Origin of the sequence: Nostoc sp. JL34, from assembly GCF_017114945.1 — a bacterium.
Taxonomy (GTDB): domain Bacteria; phylum Cyanobacteriota; class Cyanobacteriia; order Cyanobacteriales; family Nostocaceae; genus Nostoc.
Map to the genome: position 1 here is coordinate 14,673 of NZ_JABXKQ010000076.1, position 23,119 is coordinate 37,791.

The 23,119-nt window shown below is 40.2% G+C and carries 22 protein-coding genes, 1 pseudogene and 1 riboswitch; of the genes and pseudogenes, 11 read left to right on the forward strand and 12 right to left on the reverse strand.

Going from position 1 to position 23,119, the window contains the following annotated elements; translation table 11 throughout:
* Positions 1-8: 8 nt before the first annotated feature.
* A riboswitch (cobalamin riboswitch) is annotated at positions 9-140 on the reverse strand.
* Positions 141-296: 156 nt separating this feature from the next.
* The 3 genes from HWQ44_RS15140 to HWQ44_RS15150 form a co-directional block, all read right to left on the reverse strand.
* Complete coding sequence (locus tag HWQ44_RS15140) at positions 297-782, reverse strand: molybdenum cofactor biosynthesis protein MoaE (protein ID WP_292719871.1); 486 nt, start codon at positions 780-782, stop codon at positions 297-299.
* 132 nt (positions 783-914) lie between these two features.
* Positions 915-1,040, reverse strand: a complete 126-nt coding sequence (locus HWQ44_RS15145; RefSeq protein WP_292719874.1) for a hypothetical protein — start codon at positions 1,038-1,040, stop codon at positions 915-917.
* Positions 1,041-1,238: 198 nt separating this feature from the next.
* Positions 1,239-1,571 (reverse strand): hypothetical protein, encoded by a 333-nt coding sequence (locus HWQ44_RS15150; RefSeq protein WP_292719876.1) that lies wholly within the window; start codon positions 1,569-1,571, stop codon positions 1,239-1,241.
* Positions 1,572-1,896: 325 nt separating this feature from the next.
* Between HWQ44_RS15150 and HWQ44_RS15155 the strand changes: the two genes are divergently transcribed.
* From HWQ44_RS15155 to HWQ44_RS15185, 7 genes are all read left to right on the forward strand, one after another.
* A complete protein-coding gene (locus HWQ44_RS15155) occupies positions 1,897-2,466 on the forward strand; it encodes a Rieske 2Fe-2S domain-containing protein (RefSeq protein ID WP_292719878.1) in 570 nt (189 codons plus the stop codon).
* Between the two features lie 137 nt (positions 2,467-2,603).
* Positions 2,604-3,389: an HAD family hydrolase gene (locus HWQ44_RS15160; RefSeq protein WP_292719880.1), complete on the forward strand. Its 786-nt coding sequence runs from the start codon at positions 2,604-2,606 to the stop codon at positions 3,387-3,389.
* A gap of 172 nt (positions 3,390-3,561) precedes the next feature.
* Complete coding sequence (locus HWQ44_RS15165) at positions 3,562-4,740, forward strand: DNA double-strand break repair nuclease NurA (protein WP_292719882.1); 1,179 nt, start codon at positions 3,562-3,564, stop codon at positions 4,738-4,740.
* Between the two features lie 14 nt (positions 4,741-4,754).
* Positions 4,755-4,898 carry a hypothetical protein gene (locus tag HWQ44_RS15170; RefSeq protein ID WP_292719884.1) on the forward strand — a complete coding sequence of 48 codons (144 nt, stop codon included), beginning with the start codon at positions 4,755-4,757 and terminating at the stop codon, positions 4,896-4,898.
* 471 nt (positions 4,899-5,369) lie between these two features.
* Positions 5,370-8,063 carry a PAS domain S-box protein gene (locus tag HWQ44_RS15175; protein ID WP_292719886.1) on the forward strand — a complete coding sequence of 898 codons (2,694 nt, stop codon included), beginning with the start codon at positions 5,370-5,372 and terminating at the stop codon, positions 8,061-8,063.
* A 65-nt stretch (positions 8,064-8,128) separates the two neighbouring features.
* The gene (locus HWQ44_RS15180; protein WP_292719888.1) at positions 8,129-9,484 is read left to right on the forward strand and encodes a GTP-binding protein; all 1,356 of its coding nucleotides are present in this window, start codon (positions 8,129-8,131) and stop codon (positions 9,482-9,484) included.
* Positions 9,485-9,886: 402 nt separating this feature from the next.
* Positions 9,887-10,147, forward strand: a complete 261-nt coding sequence (locus HWQ44_RS15185; protein ID WP_292719890.1) for a Calvin cycle protein CP12 — start codon at positions 9,887-9,889, stop codon at positions 10,145-10,147.
* Here HWQ44_RS15185 and HWQ44_RS15190 read toward each other — a convergent pair.
* The 6 genes from HWQ44_RS15190 to apcB form a co-directional block, all read right to left on the reverse strand.
* Positions 10,144-10,962 (reverse strand): TlyA family RNA methyltransferase, encoded by an 819-nt coding sequence (locus HWQ44_RS15190; RefSeq protein WP_292719892.1) that lies wholly within the window; start codon positions 10,960-10,962, stop codon positions 10,144-10,146. The two genes, HWQ44_RS15185 and HWQ44_RS15190, sit on opposite strands and share 4 nt — an antisense overlap.
* Positions 10,963-11,397, reverse strand: a complete 435-nt coding sequence (locus HWQ44_RS15195; protein WP_292720026.1) for a DUF29 family protein — start codon at positions 11,395-11,397, stop codon at positions 10,963-10,965.
* A 133-nt stretch (positions 11,398-11,530) separates the two neighbouring features.
* A complete protein-coding gene (locus HWQ44_RS15200; RefSeq protein ID WP_292719894.1) occupies positions 11,531-11,866 on the reverse strand; it encodes a XisI protein in 336 nt (111 codons plus the stop codon).
* A 93-nt stretch (positions 11,867-11,959) separates the two neighbouring features.
* Entirely contained in the window at positions 11,960-14,137 is a 2,178-nt protein-coding gene (locus HWQ44_RS15205; protein WP_292719896.1) for a Z1 domain-containing protein, read from the reverse strand.
* A complete protein-coding gene (locus tag HWQ44_RS15210; protein WP_292719898.1) occupies positions 14,134-14,610 on the reverse strand; it encodes a hypothetical protein in 477 nt (158 codons plus the stop codon). The genes HWQ44_RS15205 and HWQ44_RS15210 overlap by 4 nt, the downstream gene beginning before the upstream one ends.
* Positions 14,611-14,851: 241 nt before the next feature.
* Entirely contained in the window at positions 14,852-15,361 is a 510-nt protein-coding gene (apcB, locus tag HWQ44_RS15215) for an allophycocyanin subunit beta (RefSeq protein WP_292719900.1), read from the reverse strand.
* Positions 15,362-15,718: 357 nt separating this feature from the next.
* Between apcB and glnA the strand changes: the two genes are divergently transcribed.
* Positions 15,719-17,143: a type I glutamate--ammonia ligase gene (gene glnA, locus HWQ44_RS15220; RefSeq protein ID WP_292719902.1), complete on the forward strand. Its 1,425-nt coding sequence runs from the start codon at positions 15,719-15,721 to the stop codon at positions 17,141-17,143.
* A 119-nt stretch (positions 17,144-17,262) separates the two neighbouring features.
* Here the strand turns inward: glnA and HWQ44_RS15225 are convergent, their stop codons facing one another.
* The gene (locus HWQ44_RS15225) at positions 17,263-17,463 is read right to left on the reverse strand and encodes a hypothetical protein (protein ID WP_292719904.1); all 201 of its coding nucleotides are present in this window, start codon (positions 17,461-17,463) and stop codon (positions 17,263-17,265) included.
* A gap of 390 nt (positions 17,464-17,853) precedes the next feature.
* On the opposite strand from HWQ44_RS15225, the gene HWQ44_RS15230 reads away from it, so the two are divergent.
* Positions 17,854-18,753, forward strand: coding sequence for a ferritin-like domain-containing protein (locus HWQ44_RS15230; protein WP_292719906.1), 900 nt, complete (start codon positions 17,854-17,856; stop codon positions 18,751-18,753).
* An 855-nt stretch (positions 18,754-19,608) separates the two neighbouring features.
* Here the strand turns inward: HWQ44_RS15230 and HWQ44_RS15235 are convergent.
* Entirely contained in the window at positions 19,609-19,836 is a 228-nt protein-coding gene (locus HWQ44_RS15235) for a hypothetical protein (RefSeq protein ID WP_292719907.1), read from the reverse strand.
* Between the two features lie 107 nt (positions 19,837-19,943).
* The gene (locus tag HWQ44_RS15240) at positions 19,944-21,773 is read right to left on the reverse strand and encodes an FAD-dependent oxidoreductase (protein ID WP_292719909.1); all 1,830 of its coding nucleotides are present in this window, start codon (positions 21,771-21,773) and stop codon (positions 19,944-19,946) included.
* Between the two features lie 162 nt (positions 21,774-21,935).
* Between HWQ44_RS15240 and HWQ44_RS15245 the strand changes: the two are divergent.
* Together HWQ44_RS15245 and HWQ44_RS15250 are read left to right on the forward strand one after the other, a co-directional pair.
* A pseudogene (locus HWQ44_RS15245) lies at positions 21,936-22,151 on the forward strand (helix-turn-helix domain-containing protein); the annotation flags it as partial.
* A gap of 201 nt (positions 22,152-22,352) precedes the next feature.
* A complete protein-coding gene (locus HWQ44_RS15250) occupies positions 22,353-22,607 on the forward strand; it encodes a hypothetical protein (protein WP_292719911.1) in 255 nt (84 codons plus the stop codon).
* Positions 22,608-23,119: the final 512 nt, after the last annotated feature.

Consider the following 23,119-nt stretch of genomic DNA (forward strand, 5'->3'; position numbering starts at 1 on the left):
GAGTGTGTCTTCAGGACATCGTTGAGAGTTGGCATTCTGACTTGGGTGATCCCCTCACAGCTGCGGCACAGTCCCGGAATTTCACCGGAGTTTCCCAACTCTCAGCTTTAGTAATTTAGACTTTGTTTAGGTTATAGATATCAACCAGACATCATCCAGATAATCATCTTACATTACCATAGCCAGAAATTTTACTGGTAAATTTTTAACTTACCTTATCCACTCTAGTGGCTAGAGTAGCTGAAAACTCAGCTACCCTAGACAAAACACGAGTGGAGGAAATTGTCTCTGAAATCTTAACAATTTTCTCCTGATGTTTCACAAGCGCCAATACTCACCCAACGGCTAGAACCATCTTCCCAATGTTCTTTCTTCCATATAGGGGCATTGTGTTTGAGCGTATCAATAGCATATTGGCAAGCTTCAAACGCCTCACTCCGATGAGGACAACCCACTGCCACTAAAACGCTGATTTCCCCAACTCGCAAACGTCCAACGCGATGATAAATAGCAACTCGATTCACATCAGAGGTAGATAAGCGAATATCAGCAGCAATTTGATAAAATATCCGCAATGCCATCGGTTCGTAAGCTTGATACTCTAGAGCAATCACAGGTTTACCATCGGTTTGATTGCGAACCATACCACTCATCACAACCACAGCACCGTTGGCTGGATCGTCAGACTTGGTGTAAATTTCTTCGAGAGACAATGGTGCAAAGGTAATGGCAAAACTATCTTCAGCTCTTGGTTTAACAGCAGAGGCAAGTGTAGTCGTCATAACTGCATCAATATATGTGGGCTTCTTCTATTGTCTCTGAACAAAGCGTTGCTAGACTATGTTTAATAGCTCTTGTTAATGCTTTTGAGCAAAAGAGGATTTTTTCAGGTAATTTTATCTGTTAGCAAAAAATTATAATGACTCAAATCTTCTAGAATTTACTTTGCGATCGCCTCTACTGGAGCGTAGCCCATCAGGCAAGAATAGCAGGTACTTGTAGCTGTCGGTGGAAGTAACTTGCTGTTGTGTTGAGGACATAAGGTTCATAACTACTGTTAGTTCAACATCTGCGAACACCAATTATCTACCTTGGTTACTGTCTCGCTTCTTGTTGACTCATGAACAGTTGAAAGTCATTCATCATCTATCAATAGAACGCGGTAAATGGTAGACGCCAGCAAACGCAGAGAGTATTTGATAATTTCTCTGCGTCCCCGCGTCTTCAATAAACAACTACTACCAAATTCGATTTCCATTTTCGTCAAGTCGCGCCTGCCGAATTACGTCGGAAATTTCTTCAGCATCTTTAACGTGGTGGAGTGCCTTCTTTTCGCCGTTGGGTTCATCCACAACAAAGTAAGTCGGGACTGTGATTCTGTCGCCTGTAATGTCTGGTACATCATCAACAGCTGCCTGTTTAGCCTTCTCTTCAATTGATTGAGGCTCATCAGCAATTCTATCTCCTGGATTCGCGGTTAAGTTTCTTTCGTTCACATCTGGCTTTTCACGAGAATCCCGATCTTCGCTTACTGGTTGATTAATTTGATTTTCTTGATTTTTATCACTCATGGCACTTTCAGGTATTAAAATATATGACTTGACTAACAACAGCTTAAAAAATCAAAGGCATAAAGAGTTCTTTCTCTGGAGAGAGTTTGAGAATAGATTTTGAATAGATTTTTTGAGGAACATATCTTAGGTTAGATTCTAGCGCTGAGGTTTATAAATCACCTCTTACTCCAGAAATAAATAAGAATTAAAAATTAAAGTTTTAGGAACAATTATTCAAGAAAGTAAATTTTCTGAAAATGAACCTACAGTGAACACAAATATACATTAAACCTGATGCGATCGCACCGTAGTATATTACTAGACCTTCTTGGCAAATCGAATCATGAAAGAAGATTCTTCTACTAATGGCAAAATTCCAGCGAGGATAAAAACGCGCCGGGATTTCTTAACCTACATGCTAGGAACTACAGTTGCATCAGTAGCTATGGGATATCTATTTCCCAAAGTCAGCCAAAGTCGTGAGATAGACCTAGAAACCCTTTGCTCACTTTATCCAAAGAATTCACGCTGTCAAAATTATCTTCCAGGATCGGTGGCACTGGCTCAAGATGGCAAAGAAATTGAGGTTAATGCACTATTGGCAACCGCAAAGCCAGGAATTCCGATTCTCGTAAAAGGCTTGCCAGACCGTAGCGTTGATTATCTGATTATTCAAAACGGGCCACAGATTGCTGAGTATGCTATCAATCCAATCTGCACCCATTTAGGATGTACAGTTGAATGGGATCTTGAGAAGAATCACTTTATTTGTCCTTGTCATGGGTCTCAATACGATTCTCAGGGTCGGGTAGTTCATGGCCCAGCTAAACGTTCTTTGCCATTAATCACTGTAGTAGTCAAGCAAAACCAAATTCGTTTAGTTGATCACAAACCTGCTGTAGATCCTCGTTAACCTGCCAGTATAAAATCAAATTTAACAATGCCACCATCTTTTTTAAGCAAGTTATAAATTATCAAAGACTGACAAAAACTACTGCATGATTTAAATTTGTCGGGTAAGCTGACAACAGCAGTTTCATTCTCAAACCAATGACCGCAAGTAGTCCCAAAATTTTAGCCCTGGACTTTGATGGAGTGATTTGCGATGGATTAATTGAATATTTTGAGGTGGCATGGCGTACTTACTGTGAAATTTGGTCTCCTCCTAACGACACACCGCCAGATGATTTAGCTTTGAGATTCTATCGCCTAAGACCTGTTATTGAAACGGGTTGGGAAATGCCCGTTTTAATTAAAGCCTTAGTAGATGGAATTTCTGACGAAAAGATTCTTCATGAATGGGTAAGCATTGCCCCACAACTTTTGTTAAATGACAAGCTACAAGCAAGAGAAATAGGTGCGAAACTAGATCAGCAGCGAGATAAATGGATTACTACGGATTTAGGTGGTTGGCTGAGTCTGCATAGATTTTATCCGGCTGTAGTAGAAAAAATCAAATTAACTATTGAAAGTGGAGTTAAGCTATACATTGTCACAACTAAAGAAGGGCGTTTTGTGCAGCAGTTGTTGCAACAAGAAGGGGTGAATTTACCACCAAGAGCAATTTTTGGGAAAGAAGTCAAGCGTCCCAAATATGAAATTTTGCGAGAATTAATCCAGTCAACAGAAGACAAGCCAGTTAGTCTCTGGTTTGTAGAAGATAGACTCAAGACATTACAGTTAGTCCAACAGCAAGCAGACCTTGAAGATGTGAAACTTTTCCTTGCCGACTGGGGCTATAATACCCAAGCAGAAAGGGAAGCTGCCCAAAATGATCCGCGAATTCAGTTGTTATCACTTTCTCAGTTTGCCAAAGATTTCTCAGCTTGGCTTTAATATATTAAATATCTAGCGAAAAAGAGATGTAGCATTGCTACGTCTCTACAAAGATTCTGAATAATACATATTTAATTTCTGGACATATTTATATAAATCAAACGATGTGTTTTATAAATTTAGGTGAAATAATAACTTACAAGTATTCACTCCTCACTTCGCACTTACTTTTATGCTTGACCTAACAAAACTGGCGCGACAAATGCAGGGTTTAAGTCAGCATCTTACCTTAGAAGCTGCTGCCAGTCGTCAGCGTTTAGAACTGGCACAACAACATTTAAAAAATGCTTACGAGTGTCAACAAGATTTAATCGCTCGTCAGGAAAAATGGCGCGATCGCATTATCTTTGCTAATGCTACCCCAATCGAGCCGCTAGAAACCTGCATCGATATCCCAGTTCCCCCAAAAATTCATACTGTCATCGCTACCGATGGTTCCCAAATTGCCCCTAACCATCACGAAATTGCTTACTGTTATCTCCTAAATATCGGCAGAGTCGTCTTACACTACGGGCAAAATCGCCATCCGCTACTCGATAGTTTGCCAGAAGTATTTTACCGCCCAGAAGATTTATATATGTCTCGGCAGTGGGGAATTAGAACTGAGGAATGGATGAGTTTTCGCCGCACTGCCTCAGAAGCAACGGTGTTAGCAGAACTGGCATGTGATGCAGCCCAAAGGGAAATGCCAGCGCTAGCAATGGTAGATGGTTCGCTAATTTACTGGTTTTTAGAACAGTTGCCGATGGATGCACGCGATCGCATTTTACCCCCCATCCTGGAAGCTTGGCAGCAGATGCGTGAGGCGAAAATTCCGTTGATGGGCTATCTTAGCGCCTCTCGCAGCATTGAAACAATGAACTTTTTACGGTTGTTGGCTTGTCCCCATCCAGCGCCAGACTGTAAAAGTCATTGCCCAAATCAGCTAGAAAAAGTACCTTGTAAAATTTTTGAACAATTGCGAGATACTTCTGTTTGGGCAACCCGACTCAAACCAGGACAACGCAGTACCTTGTGGCGCAGTAATTCCCCCATTCTCGAACTTTACGGCGATCAAACAATTTACTTTTGCTACGTTCACGTTGGCACCGAAATCGCCCGCATTGAAGTTCCAGCATGGGTAGCGGAGAATGCAACCATGTTAGACCAAGCATTGGGACTGATGTTAGCACAAGTGCAAAAAGGATATGGCTACCCTGTAGCGATCGCCGAAGCCCATAATCAAGCAGTAGTCAAAGGTGGCGATCGAGCGCGTTTCTTTGCCCTTCTTGAACAACAAATGATTAAAGCTGGTTTGAAAAATGTGGGAACTTCTTACAAAGAAGCCAGAAAGCGCGGGAGTATTGCGTGAAGGAGGCAGGAGGTATGATATTAAGATTGTTGACTGATAAGCAACACAAATTTTACGTTGAGCAATTTGCTAAAAACTCAGATGGTAAATGGGTATTAACTGAACATGAATCTCCTGATGCTTTGTTAACATTAGCTTCTAGAAATTTACAAATTTAATTCAGTAATATTTATGAAATGGTAAATTTTTAGATTAGCGAGGATTTAAGCATCAATTTTACACATCAGGGAATGCAAAGACATTAATAATTGTTACATTTATTCAGCGATTTCTTCGCTGTTTAAGGACAATGACAGATAAAAGTCCTGATTAATTCAGCTTACGTAATACTTCTTATCTTAAATTTAAGATAAGAAGTGTTTACTTTCTACTTTTTTGGGGAACCCTTTATTTAGTAGAGAACTAAGTCAACAGCTAGCTAGTTTACTCAGTACAAACTAGTAGATACTTCTTGCCTCTACTATCAAGTTAAATACGTTTTATTTAGTAAGCTAAATAGTCTTCCTCAGAACTGACATTAGGCGAGTCTCTTGCTTGACATATCCCATTGAGATGATTATTCCATGTCAGGAAAAAACGTATTAACTTATTTAAGCCATCACAAAAAAAGATTCATACCTAAAAAACTGATGAAACTAGTTAAATCTGAGTACAAACAATCTGAAGAACAATACTCTCGATTTTTCTCACTTTCTATAGATTTATTGTGTATTGCTAATTTTGATGGTTATTTTAAGTATTTAAATCCAGTCTGGACAAAAACACTAGGTTGGTCTGTTGAGGAACTTGTTGCTAAACCCTTTATCGAATTTATTCACCCTGAAGACCGAGAATCTACTATTGTCGCAGCCCAAAAAATTACACAATCTGTAGATGCAATCAGCTTTGAAAACCGCTATCTTTGTCGGGATGGCTCTTACAAATGGCTGTCATGGAATGCGACTGGTTTCAGTGAAGAAAAGTTGATTTATGCAGTAGCTCGTGACATAACTCTGAATAAAGAAAATGAGATAGCGCTACAAAAATCTATCCAAGAATTAGAAGCTTTTAGATTTGCTTTAAATACTCATTCACTGGTAGCTATTACTGATAAAGCTGGAAGAATAAGCTATGTCAATGACCTATTTTGTCAAGTTTCTAAATATTCTCCAGAAGAACTTCTAGGGCGAGATCATCGGATTATCAATTCTGGATATCACACAAAAGAATTTTTTGCGAATTTATGGAAAACCATTGCCCAAGGAAAAATATGGAAAGGAGAAATTCAAAATAAAGCCAAGGATGGTACTTTTTATTGGGTGGATACTTTGATCGCTCCAATGTTAGGACAAGATGGAAAGCCCTATCAATATGTAGCAATTCGTACAGATATTACACAGCGTAAGCTTTCAGAGTTAGCTTTATTAGAGCGATCGCGTTTGTCAGTTTTGAGTGCAGAAGTCAGTTTAGCTTTATCTCAAAGTGGTACACTTCCAGAAATTTTGCAAAACTGTACAAATACTATTTCCCAATACCTTGATATCGGCTTTGTTTGTATCTGGACTTTTGAACGACAGACAAACCAGCTACAATTGCAGGCTGGCGTTCACTGCACAGATATTACTTGTAGTGCTTTGAGGGATACGCAAGATTTCCCAGATCACATGGTTTTAGTCAATAATATTATTGGTTTAATGATTCAAAACCATCAGGCTATTTTTAACGAAGAATTATCAATTAATAATTCCGAGCAACTTGTCAATTCTACATTCTCAATTTCTCGATTTTCTGCTTATCCCTTGATAGTAGAGCAGCAATTAATCGGTATAATAGCTTTATTTAGCAAGCAATTATTTACCGAAGCAACTCATAACCTATTAAATTGGATTGCTAATAATATTGCTGTGGCTATTGACCGAATCTGGGCGCGAGAAGAACTCTTTAGCCGTCGGGAAGCTTTATTGCTACGTCTAGCTAGCCAAATCCGTAGTTCTCTTGATCTAGATATGATCCTAGAAACTGCTGTTAATGAAATTCGTAGCTTATTACAAATTGATCGTTGCTACTTTCTTTGTTATTTACCGCACCCATCCGAATCAAGGTTGACTATAACCTATGAAGCACGAAACCCTAACTTACCAACCATGTTAGGTAATATTCCGCTGCCAAAGAGCAATGTTTTGACCCAAATACTTCTCTCTCAAGAACTAAGTTGCATCGACAATATTAATAGTAAATCACATCTCGATTATGATACTCAAGAACTTTTAACCGAATTTGGGATCACATCTCAATTAATGCTACCAGTTAAGAGTAATTCCGGGGAAATTGGAGCAATTGTGTGTAGTCATTGTAGTGGCGATCGCATTTGGAGTAACAGTGAAATTAGCCTGCTACAAGCTGTTTGCGATCAACTAGCGATCGCCATAGATCATGCACAACTTTATACCCAAAGTCGCTCTGCTACTTTAATCGCTCAAACTCAAGCTGAAAAACTCACCGAAATCTTGCATAAATTGCAGCAAACTCAATCTCAACTGATCCAAAATGAGAAAATGTCTAGCTTGGGACAATTAGTAGCTGGAGTTGCCCATGAAATCAACAATCCAGTTAATTTTATTCACGGCAACTTAACTTATGCTAACGAATATTTTCAAGAGATGTTAACTCTCTTGCACCTTTATCAGCAACATTATCCCCAGCCGCAAGCAGAAATTGCAGATTTCGCTAAAAAAATTGATTTAGAATTCATTACCGATGACCTTTCTAAACTCCTGTCTTCGATGAATATGGGTACTAATCGCATCCGGGAAATTGTTTTAGGGTTGCGAAATTTCTCTCGTCATGATGAAGCAGATAAAAAACTAGTTAATATTCACGAAGGAATTGAAAATACACTATTAATTTTACATCATCGCTGGAAAAATAATGGAATTGGATTGGATATATCTATCGTTAAAAAATATGGTGATTTGCCTTTAGTTGATTGCTATCCTGGGCAGCTTAATCAAGTATTTATGAATATTTTGACTAATGCGATCGATGCCTTGGAAGAGTCAATGGTCAACAGAAAAATAACCGAGAAACCGCAAATTATAATTAGTACTGAAATTTTAGAGAGTAAATTTGTTGTGATCCGAATTGCCGACAACGGATTAGGAATAGCAGAAGACGTTAAAAAGCGGCTATTTGATCCGTTTTTCACCACCAAACAGGTAGGTAAAGGAACAGGTTTAGGACTGTCAATTAGCTACCAAATTGTAGTAGAAAAGCATGGGGGAATTTTGAATTGTCTATCAGAACCAGGAAAAGGCACAGAATTCTGGATTCAAATTCCCATTTAAAAATACTCTGCGTTTAAAAACGCCACGATAGTTCTAGAATAGTCAAAGCTGAAAGTGCTGGTATTATGTCGGTTTATCGTAATCTGCAAGAAACTCACTTAAATCGTGCCCGCGCCAGTCTCAGACAAGCGCTGTCTTGGTATGGATATCTTCGTAAGTCAGGACAGTTATCATCTAACCCAGAATTGGTAGGTTTGGTGAAACCAGAATTAGAAGCTTTGAACGCCACACTCAACAAGCTGGATTCTAACGTCATTAGAATTGCTGTCTTTGGTTTGGTGAGTCGGGGAAAGTCAGCAGTTTTAAATGCTTTACTAGGAGACAAGATTCTGCAAACTGGGCCCCTGAACGGTGTCACCCAATGGCCCCGTTCCGTCCGGTGGCAACCCAGTGGCAAGGTACTAGTAGAGTTAATTGATACCCCAGGATTAGATGAAATTGAGGGTGAGTCACGGGCAAATATGGCCCGAGAAGTGGTGCATCAGGCAGATTTGATTTTGTTTGTCGTCTCTGGTGATATCACGCGCACTGAGTATCAAGCACTGCTGGAATTAAGGCGATCGCAAAAACCCTTGATTTTGGTATTTAACAAGATAGACCTTTACCCAGATACAGACAAGTCCGCGATTTACGAAAATTTGCAACAACTGGGTGCAGGACATCCCGAAGCAAAACCTCTACTACCTGATGAAATTGTCATGGTGGCGGCGGAACCAGCAGCAATGGAAGTACGGGTTGAGTGGCCTGATGGTAGTGTCAGTTACGAATGGGAAACACCACCACCGCAAGTAGACGAACTCAAAGAGACAATTCTGAATATCCTGAATCGGGAAGGGCGATCGCTTCTGGCTTTAAATGCACTGATCCAAGCCCGGGATGCAGAAGCCGCGATCGCTCAAAAAACCATTGATTTACGCGAACAAGAAGCCGAAGAAATCATTTGGCAATTTACCAAATACAAAGCTTTGGCAGTAATGCTCAATCCCATCGCCTTTTTAGATATCCTTGGCGGAACTGTTGCCGATTTAGCTTTAATTCGCGCTCTCGCTAGATTATATGGTTTGCCGATGACTGGCTATGAAGCCGGGAAAATTTTAAAAACGATTTTATTTAGTTCTGGCGGCTTGCTACTGGGAGAATTAGGTAGTAGTTTTCTTCTGGGTTTAAGTAAAAGTACTGCTGCAATCACCAGTGGTGACAATCCCAGCAATATTACTGCCTTTGCTGGCAGTGCGATCGCTCAAGCTGGTATCGCCGGTTATGGCGCATACTCTGTTGGCAAAGCCGCTCAAGTCTATCTTGAAAAAGGTTGCACCTGGGGACAGTTGGGCGCTAGCAGCGTCATTCAAGAAATTCTCTCTCAAGTTGACCAAAACACAATTCTGTATCGTCTGCGACAAGAGCTAGGGATAAAGTATTGAGAATAAATAAGAATTGTTTCCTCTTTGTTACCGTTTATAAGTGTTTATCAAGTTCTATCAAGCTCCTCTGACAATTGACTGACATTCCTAATTTGGGATGCAAGATTGAGAACATGAACACCTCTACTAGTGATTACAACTAGTGGAATTCTCGTACCTTTTTGAATCAAAGATGACAAGAGGGTAATTCCCACTCAATTTTGCGAAAAAGATGGCGGTGTTTACCACTACATCTTGTGGGAAGCCTATCTAAACTGGAAATGTGAGCCAGCCCGGTCTTGTTGCTCCAACAAAGAGGGACTGGCGTTAGCGACGCAGGAGCGTCACTCGGAGGGTGAGCTTCCTGAGGTCATTTAAAGTTCATAGTTAATATCTATCTCTGTAAACAAAGGTGAAAGTATCATGACAACTACCCTAAACTCATTTGAAACTGCTGGGGCGGCAAATCTTGAAGAAGCCATTACTAATGCCATTACTGAAGCCCGAACAACTTGCGATCTAGATGGCAGTAATTCTGCTGGTTGTGCCGTAGCCTGGGACATTGTGGAAGAATTGCAAGCCGAGAAATCTCATCAACAGCAAGCAAAATCAAAGAAAACCTCTTTGGAAAATTACTGCGATCGCCATCCAGATTCCGTAGAATGTCTAATCTACGACGTTTAATTTTTCCGTAAATCAGTTGTTGCTGATTGCGTTATTTGCTTAATTGCTTCTAAATCAAGTGGTGGTGTTTCACTGTCCATTCCCAACCACAGCAGATATTCGATATTCCCAGCCGGGCCAGTGATCGGCGACCAAGTTAAGCCTTTGTATTTCCATCCTAATTCGTGGGCGGCTTGCAACACCTGGAAAATAGCATCAGCTTGGTCGTTTGGATCGCGCACAACACCTTTTTTACCCACACGGGATCTGCCGACTTCAAACTGTGGCTTGACTAACAATACAGCTTCTCGGTTAGCTTGAGTTAGTTGCCACAAAGCAGGCAGAATATTGGTTAAAGAAATAAACGATACATCAACCACTGCCAAATCAGGAATCGCGTCATTTGCACCATATAACTCATCTGGCCGTAGTTGTCTTAAATTGGTACGTTCCCGCAAAATCACCCGCGGATCGTTTCGCAACCGCCAGTCAACTTGTCCGTAACCGACATCAATACCGTAAACTTTTGTTGCTCCAGCTTGCAAGAGACAATCAGTAAAACCACCAGTAGAAATCCCACCATCTAAACAAATGCGCTCTGCTACGGGAATGGCAAATACTGATAAAGCTTTGGAGAGTTTTTCACCGCCTCTAGAAACGAAAGGCGATCGCTCTTTAATATTTATTTTAGCTGCAATATCAACTTCTGTACCAGGTTTATCAACTAACTGCTGATTAACAGTAACCTTCCCCGCCTGAATTAGCCGTTGTGCTAAGGCGCGAGAAGAACATAAATTTAACTCTACTAATAGTGTGTCGAGTCGCTGTTTAGCCAATTAACTAGACTCTCCTGGTAAGATTAAAGCCAAAGCACGATTGATAATTTCTTCTTGGTTAACCAGCTTTTCTAATTCTTGGGCTTCATAACGACCTTCTTCTACTTCTAAGGAAGCCTCATCAATGGCATTTAAATAGGCTTCTGCTAAGATTTCTAACAATTCTTCTGGCGTGAGATAATAGCCCCCAGCTTCGCGCCGCTTATTTTCCCGCTGAATTTCCCGAACCGAATTCCGAATTGAGACTTCCCAAGAGCGAGTCGTGCGATTTTCAGCTTGTTGTTTAATCAAATGCAACAATAAAATCACTGCATAGCTACGAATCGTTTTGATTATGTCATTTCGGCTCATTTCTGTTAATTCTTCAACTATAATCAATGCCCCTTGAACATCGCCCTTAACAAGTAAGTCTTTTAGGGTTAATAATTCTTCCATCATCAGCGCCTCAAACATCGGCAACTTCTATTGTGGCTTATGACGGTGATAGTACAGATAAGCTAATGCGTTTAATCTAGGAGCGATCGCTACTTAATGTATTATTCTTTGCAAATACACAATATTCAGATAATTAAGATACAGCAAAATCCGTGTATTGCCGTAGTTCAGCCGGATGAAAACCCAAGACAATATCTTCGCGCAAAATACCCGCTTCTAATAATGCCTCTGCCACTGGAACAGAAGTACCATCATATTGAATCCACACTTTATCATTAATAATATCTATATGTACCACCGAACCATGTATGCGGCGCACTCCATCCCAGCCAATATGTAACACTTCGTAGTGGTCTCGCTCCGAGTCAATAACAGCTTCTGTCTCTATTTGACCATTGGCAGGCTTATGAGTAGCATAGTCAAATATCAACTGACGAATAATTTCACGATACCGAGCTAGCTTATCCATCTAATAATCTTAGTCGAAAGATAGTTCCAAAAACACAGCTTTAATCTAGCAAAACTATTTTACAGAGGTGCGATCGCTAATTCAAAATATCACTTATTCATCCTCATGATAATTAAACATTAAAACAAATTTTTGTTTAGGTAATACCAACATCGGTAGATATATAGGATGATCATCCCATCCTGTAGTTTTTTCTCCTTTCTGATAACAAATAATTAATGTTGGAACATCAGGATATTCCTTTTTAGCTTGTATTGACCAATTACCTGAACCAAAGCCAAATCCTCCCCATTTAAAAGGATCTTTTCTTGGCATATCCAATCCTTGCTTATTATTTTTTTTACCTCTACGAACATTTAAACGAGCTTTTGTCAATCCCTTTGATTTCATATCTGTTAATGCTTTAATAATACGTTTAGATTCCCATTCTTCAGAGGAAACATAATAACTTTGCGTGTGACTGATTATTTTAATAATACAATCTATATTTACCTCAGCATATTCTTCATCGTCTTGATAAGTAATTAAAAGGGTTTCAAGCTCTTTAAAATTATCCTCAATTTCTTCTCTTTTATAAGCTGGATTTTCAGGAAAAATTAATTTCCCTGGTTTTAATACATTAATAACGGAAGGATCTAAAACATTAGAGCGAGTTGCTTTAAGATTTCCTCCTATCCAGACAGGTTGAAGTTTAATGTTATGAATATCATCTCCTATCCCTTGACGCACTGCTTCATCAGCTTCGTGAATAGAACGAAAAGACTCAAGTATATGTTCTGCTAAAAAGAGACGAGTAACATCTTTTAATTGTGAACGATAACCATACATTCGAGCGTGTTGATGAACTGTATCAATTACTTTTTGTTTTGCATCACGCCCATAATAAGTTACCATTAAACCATCAATTGTCACACCTCTACCTAATCTATTTCCTCCGATTAGTATATTCATCCCTGGATTGTAGTTAGGTTCTTTTTCGGGGTTATTTGCATTAATTATTTTAGGAATTGCGTGTCTTAGCTGGATTTTTAATGCATCTATCAGTTCAGTAATTGGAGGTAAATTATCAGCAGTTTTCTTTAGCTCGTTATAAGCTTGCTCTAACCATTTTTGGGCTTGCTTATTTTCTGTATCTGAACTCTTCTCTCGAATTGCTTGATCTAAATTAATTACAAATTGGCTAATCACCTTTTCTAACACACTATGAATATCTTGTTTATAACAAACATGAGCAAGAAAAGAATATTTCTCATCTTCTTTTCCAGAAGATAACATTTTGTAGGTTGAACCTAAGAAGAAGCAACAAAGTGCAAGTCTTAATCCTTCAGGAATTATCCATTTATTACCCGGATTTATTGCACCTTTTTGTTTCTTTAATTGGTTAATTTCTTCAGCATCTACAATACACCAGTATTTACTGTTCTCAGCAAAAAATAACTCTCCTCCCATATAACTATCTCCCGGCTCTGGTAATGCTGCACAGAATTTTGGCTTACAAGGATGAGGGAGACTTTGTAATAATAAACTTTGGGGAGTTGCTGTGATTTGAATATAAATATGATTAGCAACCTCTTGACGAATTTTACCTATAGTCTCAAAAATTTTACTATCATCAATCGCATCTTTTCCTTTTTTAGCTTGTTTAGATTCATTCGTATTTAAACTAGCGTTATCCGCTTCATCATCAAAAATCAAAGTAGGAACACCTCTAACCTTTGCTACTTTTAAAACCTTCAATAAATTATCCAAGTGATGACCATTTTTTGTAGAAACTAATACAACACCCGTATCTTTGATATAGGGTACTACTTTAGTTTCTGCAAAACTATCGGGATCTTTTTTCCATGCTTCCCAATCAAAGAAAACAGGGCCTCCTTGAACTTGATTATTGAAACGATTAGCCGTTTGTTTTCCTAACCATGTATTATCGGAGGTTAAAATAATAAAACAACGAAAATTATTTTCATGAGCCAGTGCTAAAGTTGCAATAGTTGTGTTAGTTTTACCACTTTGAACACGACCATAAATAAGTCCGGTTGTACCATTAGGAATAGGGTCTTGTCCTTTATAAGGTTGGCTAACTAAACCTGTACTATTTTCACCTACATCACCATTACCAAAATTTTCAGAGTAAATTTTGACACAATTTTGGACAATTTCAATAGCAGTTTCTTTAAGTTTATTCGCTTCTTTTTGCCCAATTTGTTTCTCTAATCTCTTAATTAATTTATCAAGACAGTCGCCATTAGTTTTAATCTGAGTGGGTGTCATAGGTTATTTGATGTTGATAAAATTACGTTAGGCCAATTATTTTGAGGGACTGTCTGCTCTAAGGGAACTCTCCCCGTACCTTTAACATAATAACTCCCTCTTAGTTCTCTTTTGACAGAAACACGCTGCTTGGCTAAACCCTCACTAGGATCAATAATTGTCCATAGTTGTTTTTCTGATAGGCAACAAACGCCATCTCGATGACAAATCAATGCTATAAAAAGTTTGACATCAGGATAATTTTCACGAAATGTTGTCAGCGCATTTTCTTCCTGTGAACTGAAGCTAAATGACCATGAAGAAGTCGGTTTTTTTGATATTTTAAATAGAATCGCTGATTCTTGATTTAAGCTTTTTATAGTATAAAGAGATGAATGAATATAAGATAAATAACTAATAGAGATATCAGATGTTCCTTTTAGTAGTCGAAGAAAAGCTGCACCGTGCAGAAATTCTAGATCATTAATACTCATATAACTGTTGCCAAAAATTATTTATATCAATAATAAATATCATACGAGCAGGTATAAAAATTTTCCAGTACTTACTTTCGTTGTAATGCAATTAATTTGTGAGACGACAAATAGTTTTTTGCTTTAAGAAAAGTAAACGCACCTTGCCAATCAAGCCAAAGTGCGATATCTGTTCTGTAAAGTATGCTTACGTGAACTTTGTTTGTATAGTTCCGCGATTTTTAGTCACCAAGGCTAGATGCTAAATATCCTGTTCGCTCAACTCGCGTGTGATGTGATCAAATGGTTCATCCACAAAAGCAGTATTAATCACACCGGCTGCTGCTACTTGTTCCTTAATCAGATCCTTGAGAATTTGGATACCGCGAACCGTAGGCCCAATAGGCACTCCTAAAGAATTGTAAGTTTCTCGCAGCCCTTGTAGCACACGCTCATCCAATACATTTGTGTTCCCAGCAACCAGCGCATAGGTGGCGTAACGCAAGTAGTAGTCTAAATCCCGCAGACAAGCTGCATAACGACGAGTTGTATAAGAATTTCCACCAGGACGAATTAATTCTGGCAGTTCTTCATATAACTTCAAACCAGCTTGCTTGACAAGTGCAGCCGCATTAGAATTGATTGCCGCCGCAGCTTGTACCCTTGCTGTACCACTGTCAAAGTAAGACTTTAGGCTATCGATCGCATTCCGGTCAAAATACCGACCAGCTAGGTCATAATTCTTAATTAAACTTGTTACCGCATCGCGCATTCCTTCTTCTCCCAATCATTGCTATTTATGGTTTGATATTTATTTGGCTGCACTTATGCACCAGTAAATTTTTGTGCTATTAAAAATAGATTCGGCACAAAAACAATCTATCCACTATCTATGGATTCTATGCCAAAGTTGACCCCTATATGATGAACTTTCCAGTTTTGTACAGATGATCGCCGAAAGGTTAATATAACCTGATAATCCAGATATCTGTAACACAAGCTACAAAATCCACTAATGTCTAGTATTTAAGATATCTCTGGTGTGTCACGGCAAGATTTAGATCAGCAGGGTTAGGATGCTTTGGAAGATTCTGGTTTACTTTAGGAAATTGGTAGAGAAGGAGTAACAATGACAACACCACAAGAAGTCTTGAAGAAAATTCAAGATGAAAAAATTCAGCTGATTGATCTCAAATTCATCGATACAGTAGGAACTTGGCAGCACCTCACACTGTACCAAAACCAAATCGATGAGACTGCATTCACTGATGGCGTTCCTTTTGACGGTTCCAGCATCCGCGGTTGGAAAGCGATCAACGAATCGGACATGACGATGGTACTCGACCCCAACACTGCTTGGATCGACCCATTCATGGAAGTGCCAACGCTAAGTATAATTTGTAGCATCAAAGAACCCCGCACGGGTGAATGGTACAACCGTTGCCCACGCGTTATTGCCCAAAAAGCAATAGATTACCTGGTTTCCACTGGACTTGGTGATACAGCCTTCTTTGGCCCGGAAGCTGAATTCTTTATCTTTGACAGTGCTAGGTTTGCTCAAACCGCCAACGAAGGATACTACTTCTTAGACTCCGAAGAAGGTGCTTGGAATTCCGGTAAAGCCGGTACAGATGAAAAACCTAACTTGGGTTACAAACCACGCTTCAAAGAAGGTTACTTCCCAGTTTCACCAACGGATTCTTTCCAAGATATCCGTACAGAGATGCTGTTGACGATGGCAAAATTAGGTGTACCCATTGAAAAGCATCACCATGAAGTCGCCACTGGTGGTCAGTGCGAATTGGGTTTCCAGTTTGGGAAGTTGATCGAAGCGGCTGACTGGTTGATGATTTACAAATATGTCATCAAGAACGTTGCCAAAAAATATGGCAAAACCGTCACCTTCATGCCAAAACCAATTTTTGGTGATAACGGTTCGGGAATGCACTGTCACCAGTCCATCTGGAAAGACGGCAAACCTCTGTTCGCAGGTGATAAGTATGCTGGGTTGAGTGAAATGGCGTTGTACTACATTGGTGGTCTTCTCAAACACGCACCAGCGTTATTGGCAATTACCAACCCCAGTACCAACTCATACAAGCGCCTAGTTCCTGGTTATGAAGCACCTGTTAACTTGGCTTACTCCCAAGGGAACCGTTCTGCTTCTATCCGTATTCCCCTATCTGGAACTAACCCCAAAGCCAAGCGCTTAGAATTCCGTTGTCCAGATGCTACCTCTAACCCCTACTTGGCATTTGCTGCAATGCTTTGTGCTGGTATCGATGGCATCAAGAACAAAATCCATCCTGGTGAACCCTTAGATAAGAATATCTATGAACTCTCTCCAGAAGAACTGGCAAAGGTTCCTTCAACTCCAGGTTCTTTAGAACTGGCGTTGCAAGCACTGGAAAAAGATCACGCCTTCTTGACAGAATCAGGCGTCTTCACGGAAGACTTTATCGGAAATTGGATTGATTACAAGCTAGGCAACGAAGTCAAGCAGTTGCAGCTACGTCCTCATCCTTACGAGTTTTACCTCTATTACGATGCTTAATTAAGAGTCGTATCTAACTAAAAGTAACAAGTTTTGCCACCCTAAAGTAGAGGGTGGCTTTTTTTTTCAGAGTTGTCAGTTGAGACATGAGACATTCACTCAAAAATCAACCTTAAAACTTAGCTCATGGAAGCATGACTCGGCCCATAAATCATCCGAGTGTTAGCATCTACCTTCCCTTGAATCGGGTTCCAGTGGTGAGATGCTTCTTCAGGAAGACCAAGTTCTTGTGCTGCCCGCATCAGTATTGATTGTTGGCGATTCTTGACTTGCTGATGTTCACGCACCATTAACGCACGAGATTTATCTGCGATAGACATAACCATAGTCCTCTCTATTTTTGTGAATATATAATTTTTTTGTTTCTCACAAGACTAATATAGCAAAAATTCTGTAACATAAGCTACTTTTTATAAAAATTTATATTTTCTTTGCCGACAATATCAGGTATTTTTTCCCAAAAGCCAGAAAAATCTCCCTAATTCACCTTTGATGACTAAAATCATCTAGCTTCAGATTGGTCTGACCTGAAAAAACACACCTTTCCCAAGACTGAACATTTATTCGTTACTTTTATTTACACTTAAGCTCAACTAAGGTGATTAATTTTTGTAACCTTTACTGTTTTTTTCGGTGAAGCGGTACGAATACAGCAGTTGCAAAAACTAAGTTAGCATCACAATACAGATTTACAAAAATTTACATAACTTATGACAGTTACTTACCCACGTAAATTTCAGAATGTTTTGGGTGCCAGAGATATATTAAAACGGGTGATATGCGATCGCGAAATCCATCTCATTACCCTCAACCGCTACCGTTACAGTGAACAACGCAGTTGCAAAGACCTCACAGAGCTAATTGAACAACTGAATGGACAGCCACGGCAACTGGTGCGGGATTTGTCTCATCACATCTCAGATGAAGCTCGTCATGCCATGTGGCTCACTGACTTGTTGGTGGAACTGGGAGCAGATATTGGTAAGCCGCCCGGTTCCTCCTATATCAATGAATTTGAACGTCTGCTCGACCACGAACAACAAGATCCAATCCAAGACCTCGAAGATTTTGTGATTTCTTCCCTTGCTGCCATTAACGTCACCGAAAAACGGGGCTGTGAGTATTTCTCTGCCCATATTTATGCACTCAAGCAAGGAGCGCAGACACAAGAAAACATCAAAATCCAAGAAACGATTGAAAAAATTCTCCCAGAGGAAGTGGGGCATGTCCGCTGGGGTAATCGTTGGCTAGGAGAACTTGCGCGTAAGAGTCCAGAACATCAGCAAAAAGTAGAGCAAGCCAAGCGAAAATATACCGCAATTGAACAAGCGGCATTTGAATCAGGAATGGATATCACTTTGGGTGCAGAACTGCGGCGAGTTGCCAACTTAGTGGAAGTGGCAAATACTATGCCACTTTGGCAACGTCCCCAATATCTGATGGAACGCTTACCCCAAACTTTGCTAGCGCCTGAGTTGCAATTTACTAGGATTCAGGCTGCACAAACGGCTTGGCAGCGCGATCCACAGATGTTTATCGAGAAGTTTGTGCCAATGTTCCTCAACGGCATCCAGGGAAGAGAAAATAACCGCAAGAAAACAACTGTTTAAAAGGCAGTGGGCATTGGGCATGGAGAAGAGACAAGGGACATAAGGAAGAGACTTGTTCAATAATTCCCCCTCGTCCTCCTCATCCCCCACTCCCTTTTCTTTAAGTAAAATTCATCTAAAAAGACCAAATGCAAAATTCTGCATCTGGCCTTGGGTGTAGAATAATTAAAATGACTAAGATGATCTAGTAGATCCTTCTTAATATTTATTTCGTCGGGAGCCATCTGCGAGGAGAAGGAAGCAGGGTGCAAGAGTAGGTCAAGAATAGTAAGATTTGTTGCCAATTGCAATAAACCTGTACTACTTGTGAAAATCCATGCCCTAGATTCAGATTCAGATGAAACGAAAGAGATTTTATGCTTCAGCAAAGGACGTTAAACAGGCGTCGAAGCGAAGATAAATTACTGCTGATGTAGAAATCAGCTAGTCAATGTATGAGAAGAAAAACTATTGGGGAATAAAGTGAAGTTGCTTTAAGACTGTTTCCTCAATCAAGCAAAATATCTGAATTAGATGTGCTTTAGATTAACTGATAGCCTAAGTCACATTTATTTCTAGAACAGTTGAAGATTGAGACGCAGAGCTTCTCAGGAATATGAACAACAGTTGTGTAGCTTTTGAGGAGTTGGTAATGCTGTTGATCAAGGCACTGAATTTGATTTGCGTTTTGATCGGCAGGATTGACACCAACTATATATACAAAGCTTGCAGTTGAAATACTAAGCGATCGCTGAAGATTTTCGTGTGTCAACTGTATATATCTCTGCCAGAAAAGCTGTGTAAAAGATGTTAGCACAACATCCTGTTTTATGGTAATTCTGTTCCTTTAGGAAAAGAGGCATTACCTTACAGTAGTTAAACCACAGCATAGATATTTCCGAATTTTTGTGTCACTTCTCTACGCCCACTACCGCGATGACGTGGCGCATCATCTGGATTTTGTTCAGATGCTGCCGAGAGCCACTGTTCCGAAGCAGGCGTGGAAAGCAGCCCATAGGATAAGTGATTGACCATTGCTTGGCAGTTAGAAGCTAAGGGGCCGAACACCAGACTCGATATTAAAAGTGAAATGGCAGCACGCATAGCAAATGTCTATTTTGGAACTCTCCACTTCACTGATACTTAGCTTTTTGATTAATATCCGGATAATTAATCAAAAAGTATTCTGTTTTACTGAAAATAAACTCTTCTTATCCTCCGTTTAAATGTTCGACTAATAACCAATTACCAGAGTGATTGTGACGACCCCACAATGTAACTAATTGTTCGTGGGGATAAGCGCGTAATTGCTCGTCGATATGCGATCGCAAAGTCACAAGCTGCCAATTTTGCCCTTGATATGCGGCTGGTGCTGTGACAGTGAATCTGTATTCCTGCTGTGACAAGCGGTAAAAAATACCTTTGAAACAGTTACTTTCCCGAATTAATGCCTTGTCAAAAGCAGAGTCAGGGTATTCATTCCCCGATGGGAAAAGGCAATCGCCACTAACTGGATAGGCTTGTGGGTTATCTAAGTAATACAGTTGCCAGTGCTGCCAATCCGAACGATTGGGTGGAAGATTAAACAAAGGAATAATTAGCGCTTTTGAGCGATTATCTTCCAATAAAGCCGTTTGCAGTGTTCTAACAGGTAAATCCCTCGGCTGGCAGTTTAACTCAACACACATCGCCGCTGCCATCCCAGCTGCTTGACCAATGCCCATAACCACAGGTTGTAATCTGGTGGCCCCATTAGCAATGTGGGAGACAGAAATATTCTTTTCACAGACCAAGAAACCATTTGTTGTGGCTGGAATTAGGGAACTGTAGGGAATTGTAAAGGGAGTTCCAGTCCAACGTCCCCCCCAGCGGATAGATTTAGGTTGCAGTGGGAATTGAACACCAGGATAATGATGGTCATTGGCGTAGTTACCAACAGCGATCGCTTCTCCTGTCGGAGACGCTTTGCGTAGCTTGCTTCCACGAAGTGGTACGCAAAAACTCGCATCATTAAATATAGATGCAACTCTACCTCTTGCGATCGGCAAAATATCCTGTTCACGGACAGTAGTTAGCCCCACTAGGCGACGGCTTTCCCGATAATAAGGATGCAGTGCAAAAGCTGTAGAGGTGTGAGGAAATATTTTTTCTGCTAAACCATAGCGGCGACCAAGCTGATTTTGGATAAAATGGGCAAAATTTTGGCTGTGCCAGCGAGATTCTTGGATGAATTCACCTCTGGATACATCTGACTCTATCAGCCGCCCTACTCCTTGGCCGTAGTCATTGCCACAGATTGGCCAATTAATCATGAATCGACCACCAGGTAAGCGTCCATAATTCAAAAATGTCTCTGCTCCATAGCCATCCCAAGCACCTGTAAACTGGGATGGATGATAGTTAGGGGCAGCCGGAATTTCTAGTGCAATCGCTTCACCAAAGTCTTGCATAATTACTACATAAGTAGGCGCTTGCACAGGATATTTGTGAGTTAAAGAGTTAAAAGTCACTGGGGCGCTGGGTTCTCCCCACTCAGATTGCAATTCCCAACCCCAACGGTAAGGTATTTCAGCTAAAGCTAATAAATCTCCTAATTCTGTACCGTCAAGAATAATCTTGGCTGTGATAGCAAAATCAGCAAAGCGGACACCAGTTATAGAATCATCTTGTCGGAATACTTCTATTGGTACTTGTCCAGAAATCCAGTGCAAATTGGGCAATTCCTGCACCCAATCAGCAAAAATCTCTGCCCCAATTCGGGGATCGTAACTAAAAAAGCTTACCCAACTGTTATCTAATCCTCCAGGTTGTCGGTGTCGCAATTCCTGCAAAAACGCACCCCATAAGCCCGTTTGAAAGGCTTCTAATTCGTTGCCATCGGGTACAGACACTCCAGCCGAAGTTAGCATTCCTCCCAACCAAGGAAATTCACTTACCAAAATGGTTTTGGCTCCCCGTCGCGCCGCTTGGATAGCCGCCGCAGTCCCTCCGGTTCCACCACCGACGACTAAGACATCAGCTGTATATGTCTGATTGAGCATTTTCTTCACCTCGTTGGAATGTACCCAGTTAGGCTACATCAGACAAGGTATTTTTAATATCCGTTGCCAGAGAAAGACACAAAGAACTTTCTTCTTTGACATCTCACGGATACAAGCGAGCATATTGCCCTCACCACAAGATTAGATCAATTATTTTTTACCTTAACAACACAACAAGCGGCTGATTTGTTGAATGTATCACGTCCCTATCTGATTAAATTATTAGGGCAGGGTAAGCTTCCTTACATGATGGTAGGAACTCATAGACGGGTGAAATTTGAGGATTTAAGAAAATATAAACAGCAAAGGGATATTAAACGTAGACAATTGCTAGATGAATTAATAGCCGAAAGCCAAGAGTTAGGATTTTATGAGTAGGGTATTCTCGATTATTTACTGAGTATTATGTATCCTGCTGTACTAGATTGTTGTGTAATGTTCCCTATGTAATTACAAGATACTCTGTTGTGTGTTTCTGAGGCTGGATTATGATTATATGTACCGCATTGGTCGCAAGAAATACTTGATGGTGCAACTCGTAATCTAGTAAATACAAGTAGACTTACAACTACCCAAGCGATGAGACTGGAAGCGAGAATTAAAGAAGCTTTTCCCACAGCACTAATCGTAATTACTGATAGTATTGTTCAATTAATGACAAATCACCCTGGCGATCGCCATGTTCTGGCTGCTGCTGTGGTAGCGAAGGCTAATATAATTGTCACCTCAAACCTGAAGCATTTTCAAGATCAGGATTTAGCACCTTGGCAAATCGAAGCCAAATCTCCAGATGAGTTTTTAACCGATCGCAAAGAGGAACAATTGCCCTTCTAGTTGACAACCAATCCCCGGAATTTCGGGCGAGTTTACAAAAGTCACCTCAAGAACAGCAATATTCAACGCCGCGTTTATATCAGCATCATTTCAAATCCGCAATGCCCACAATTAAAAACTTTTCCGTTGCCATAGGACTTCCCTTTAATTGGGTGGACACGGTGACACCGAGAACAAGTTTGACTTGTATAGGCTAGCTGGAACAAATACCACTGGAACATCTGCAATATTTGCTTTGTACCCAACGAACAATTCGTAACCAGGGAGGACAAAAATCCTTTAATACTGATACAACATAGTTCCACTGAAATAAAACGCTATGTAAAAGTCAAAGGGGCAGCATCCTCCTATGACAGTAACTCCCCCAAACCCGTACTGCTAAAGCGGAACCCGAAGGGTAGGGGGTTTCCCAACTGGAGGAAGTTGCGGGAAACCCCTGGGTATCCATCAGTGGCTCCTGGACACTTAACTTATTTGCTCTCAATTATGCCCTTAGAGAGATGATTTATATT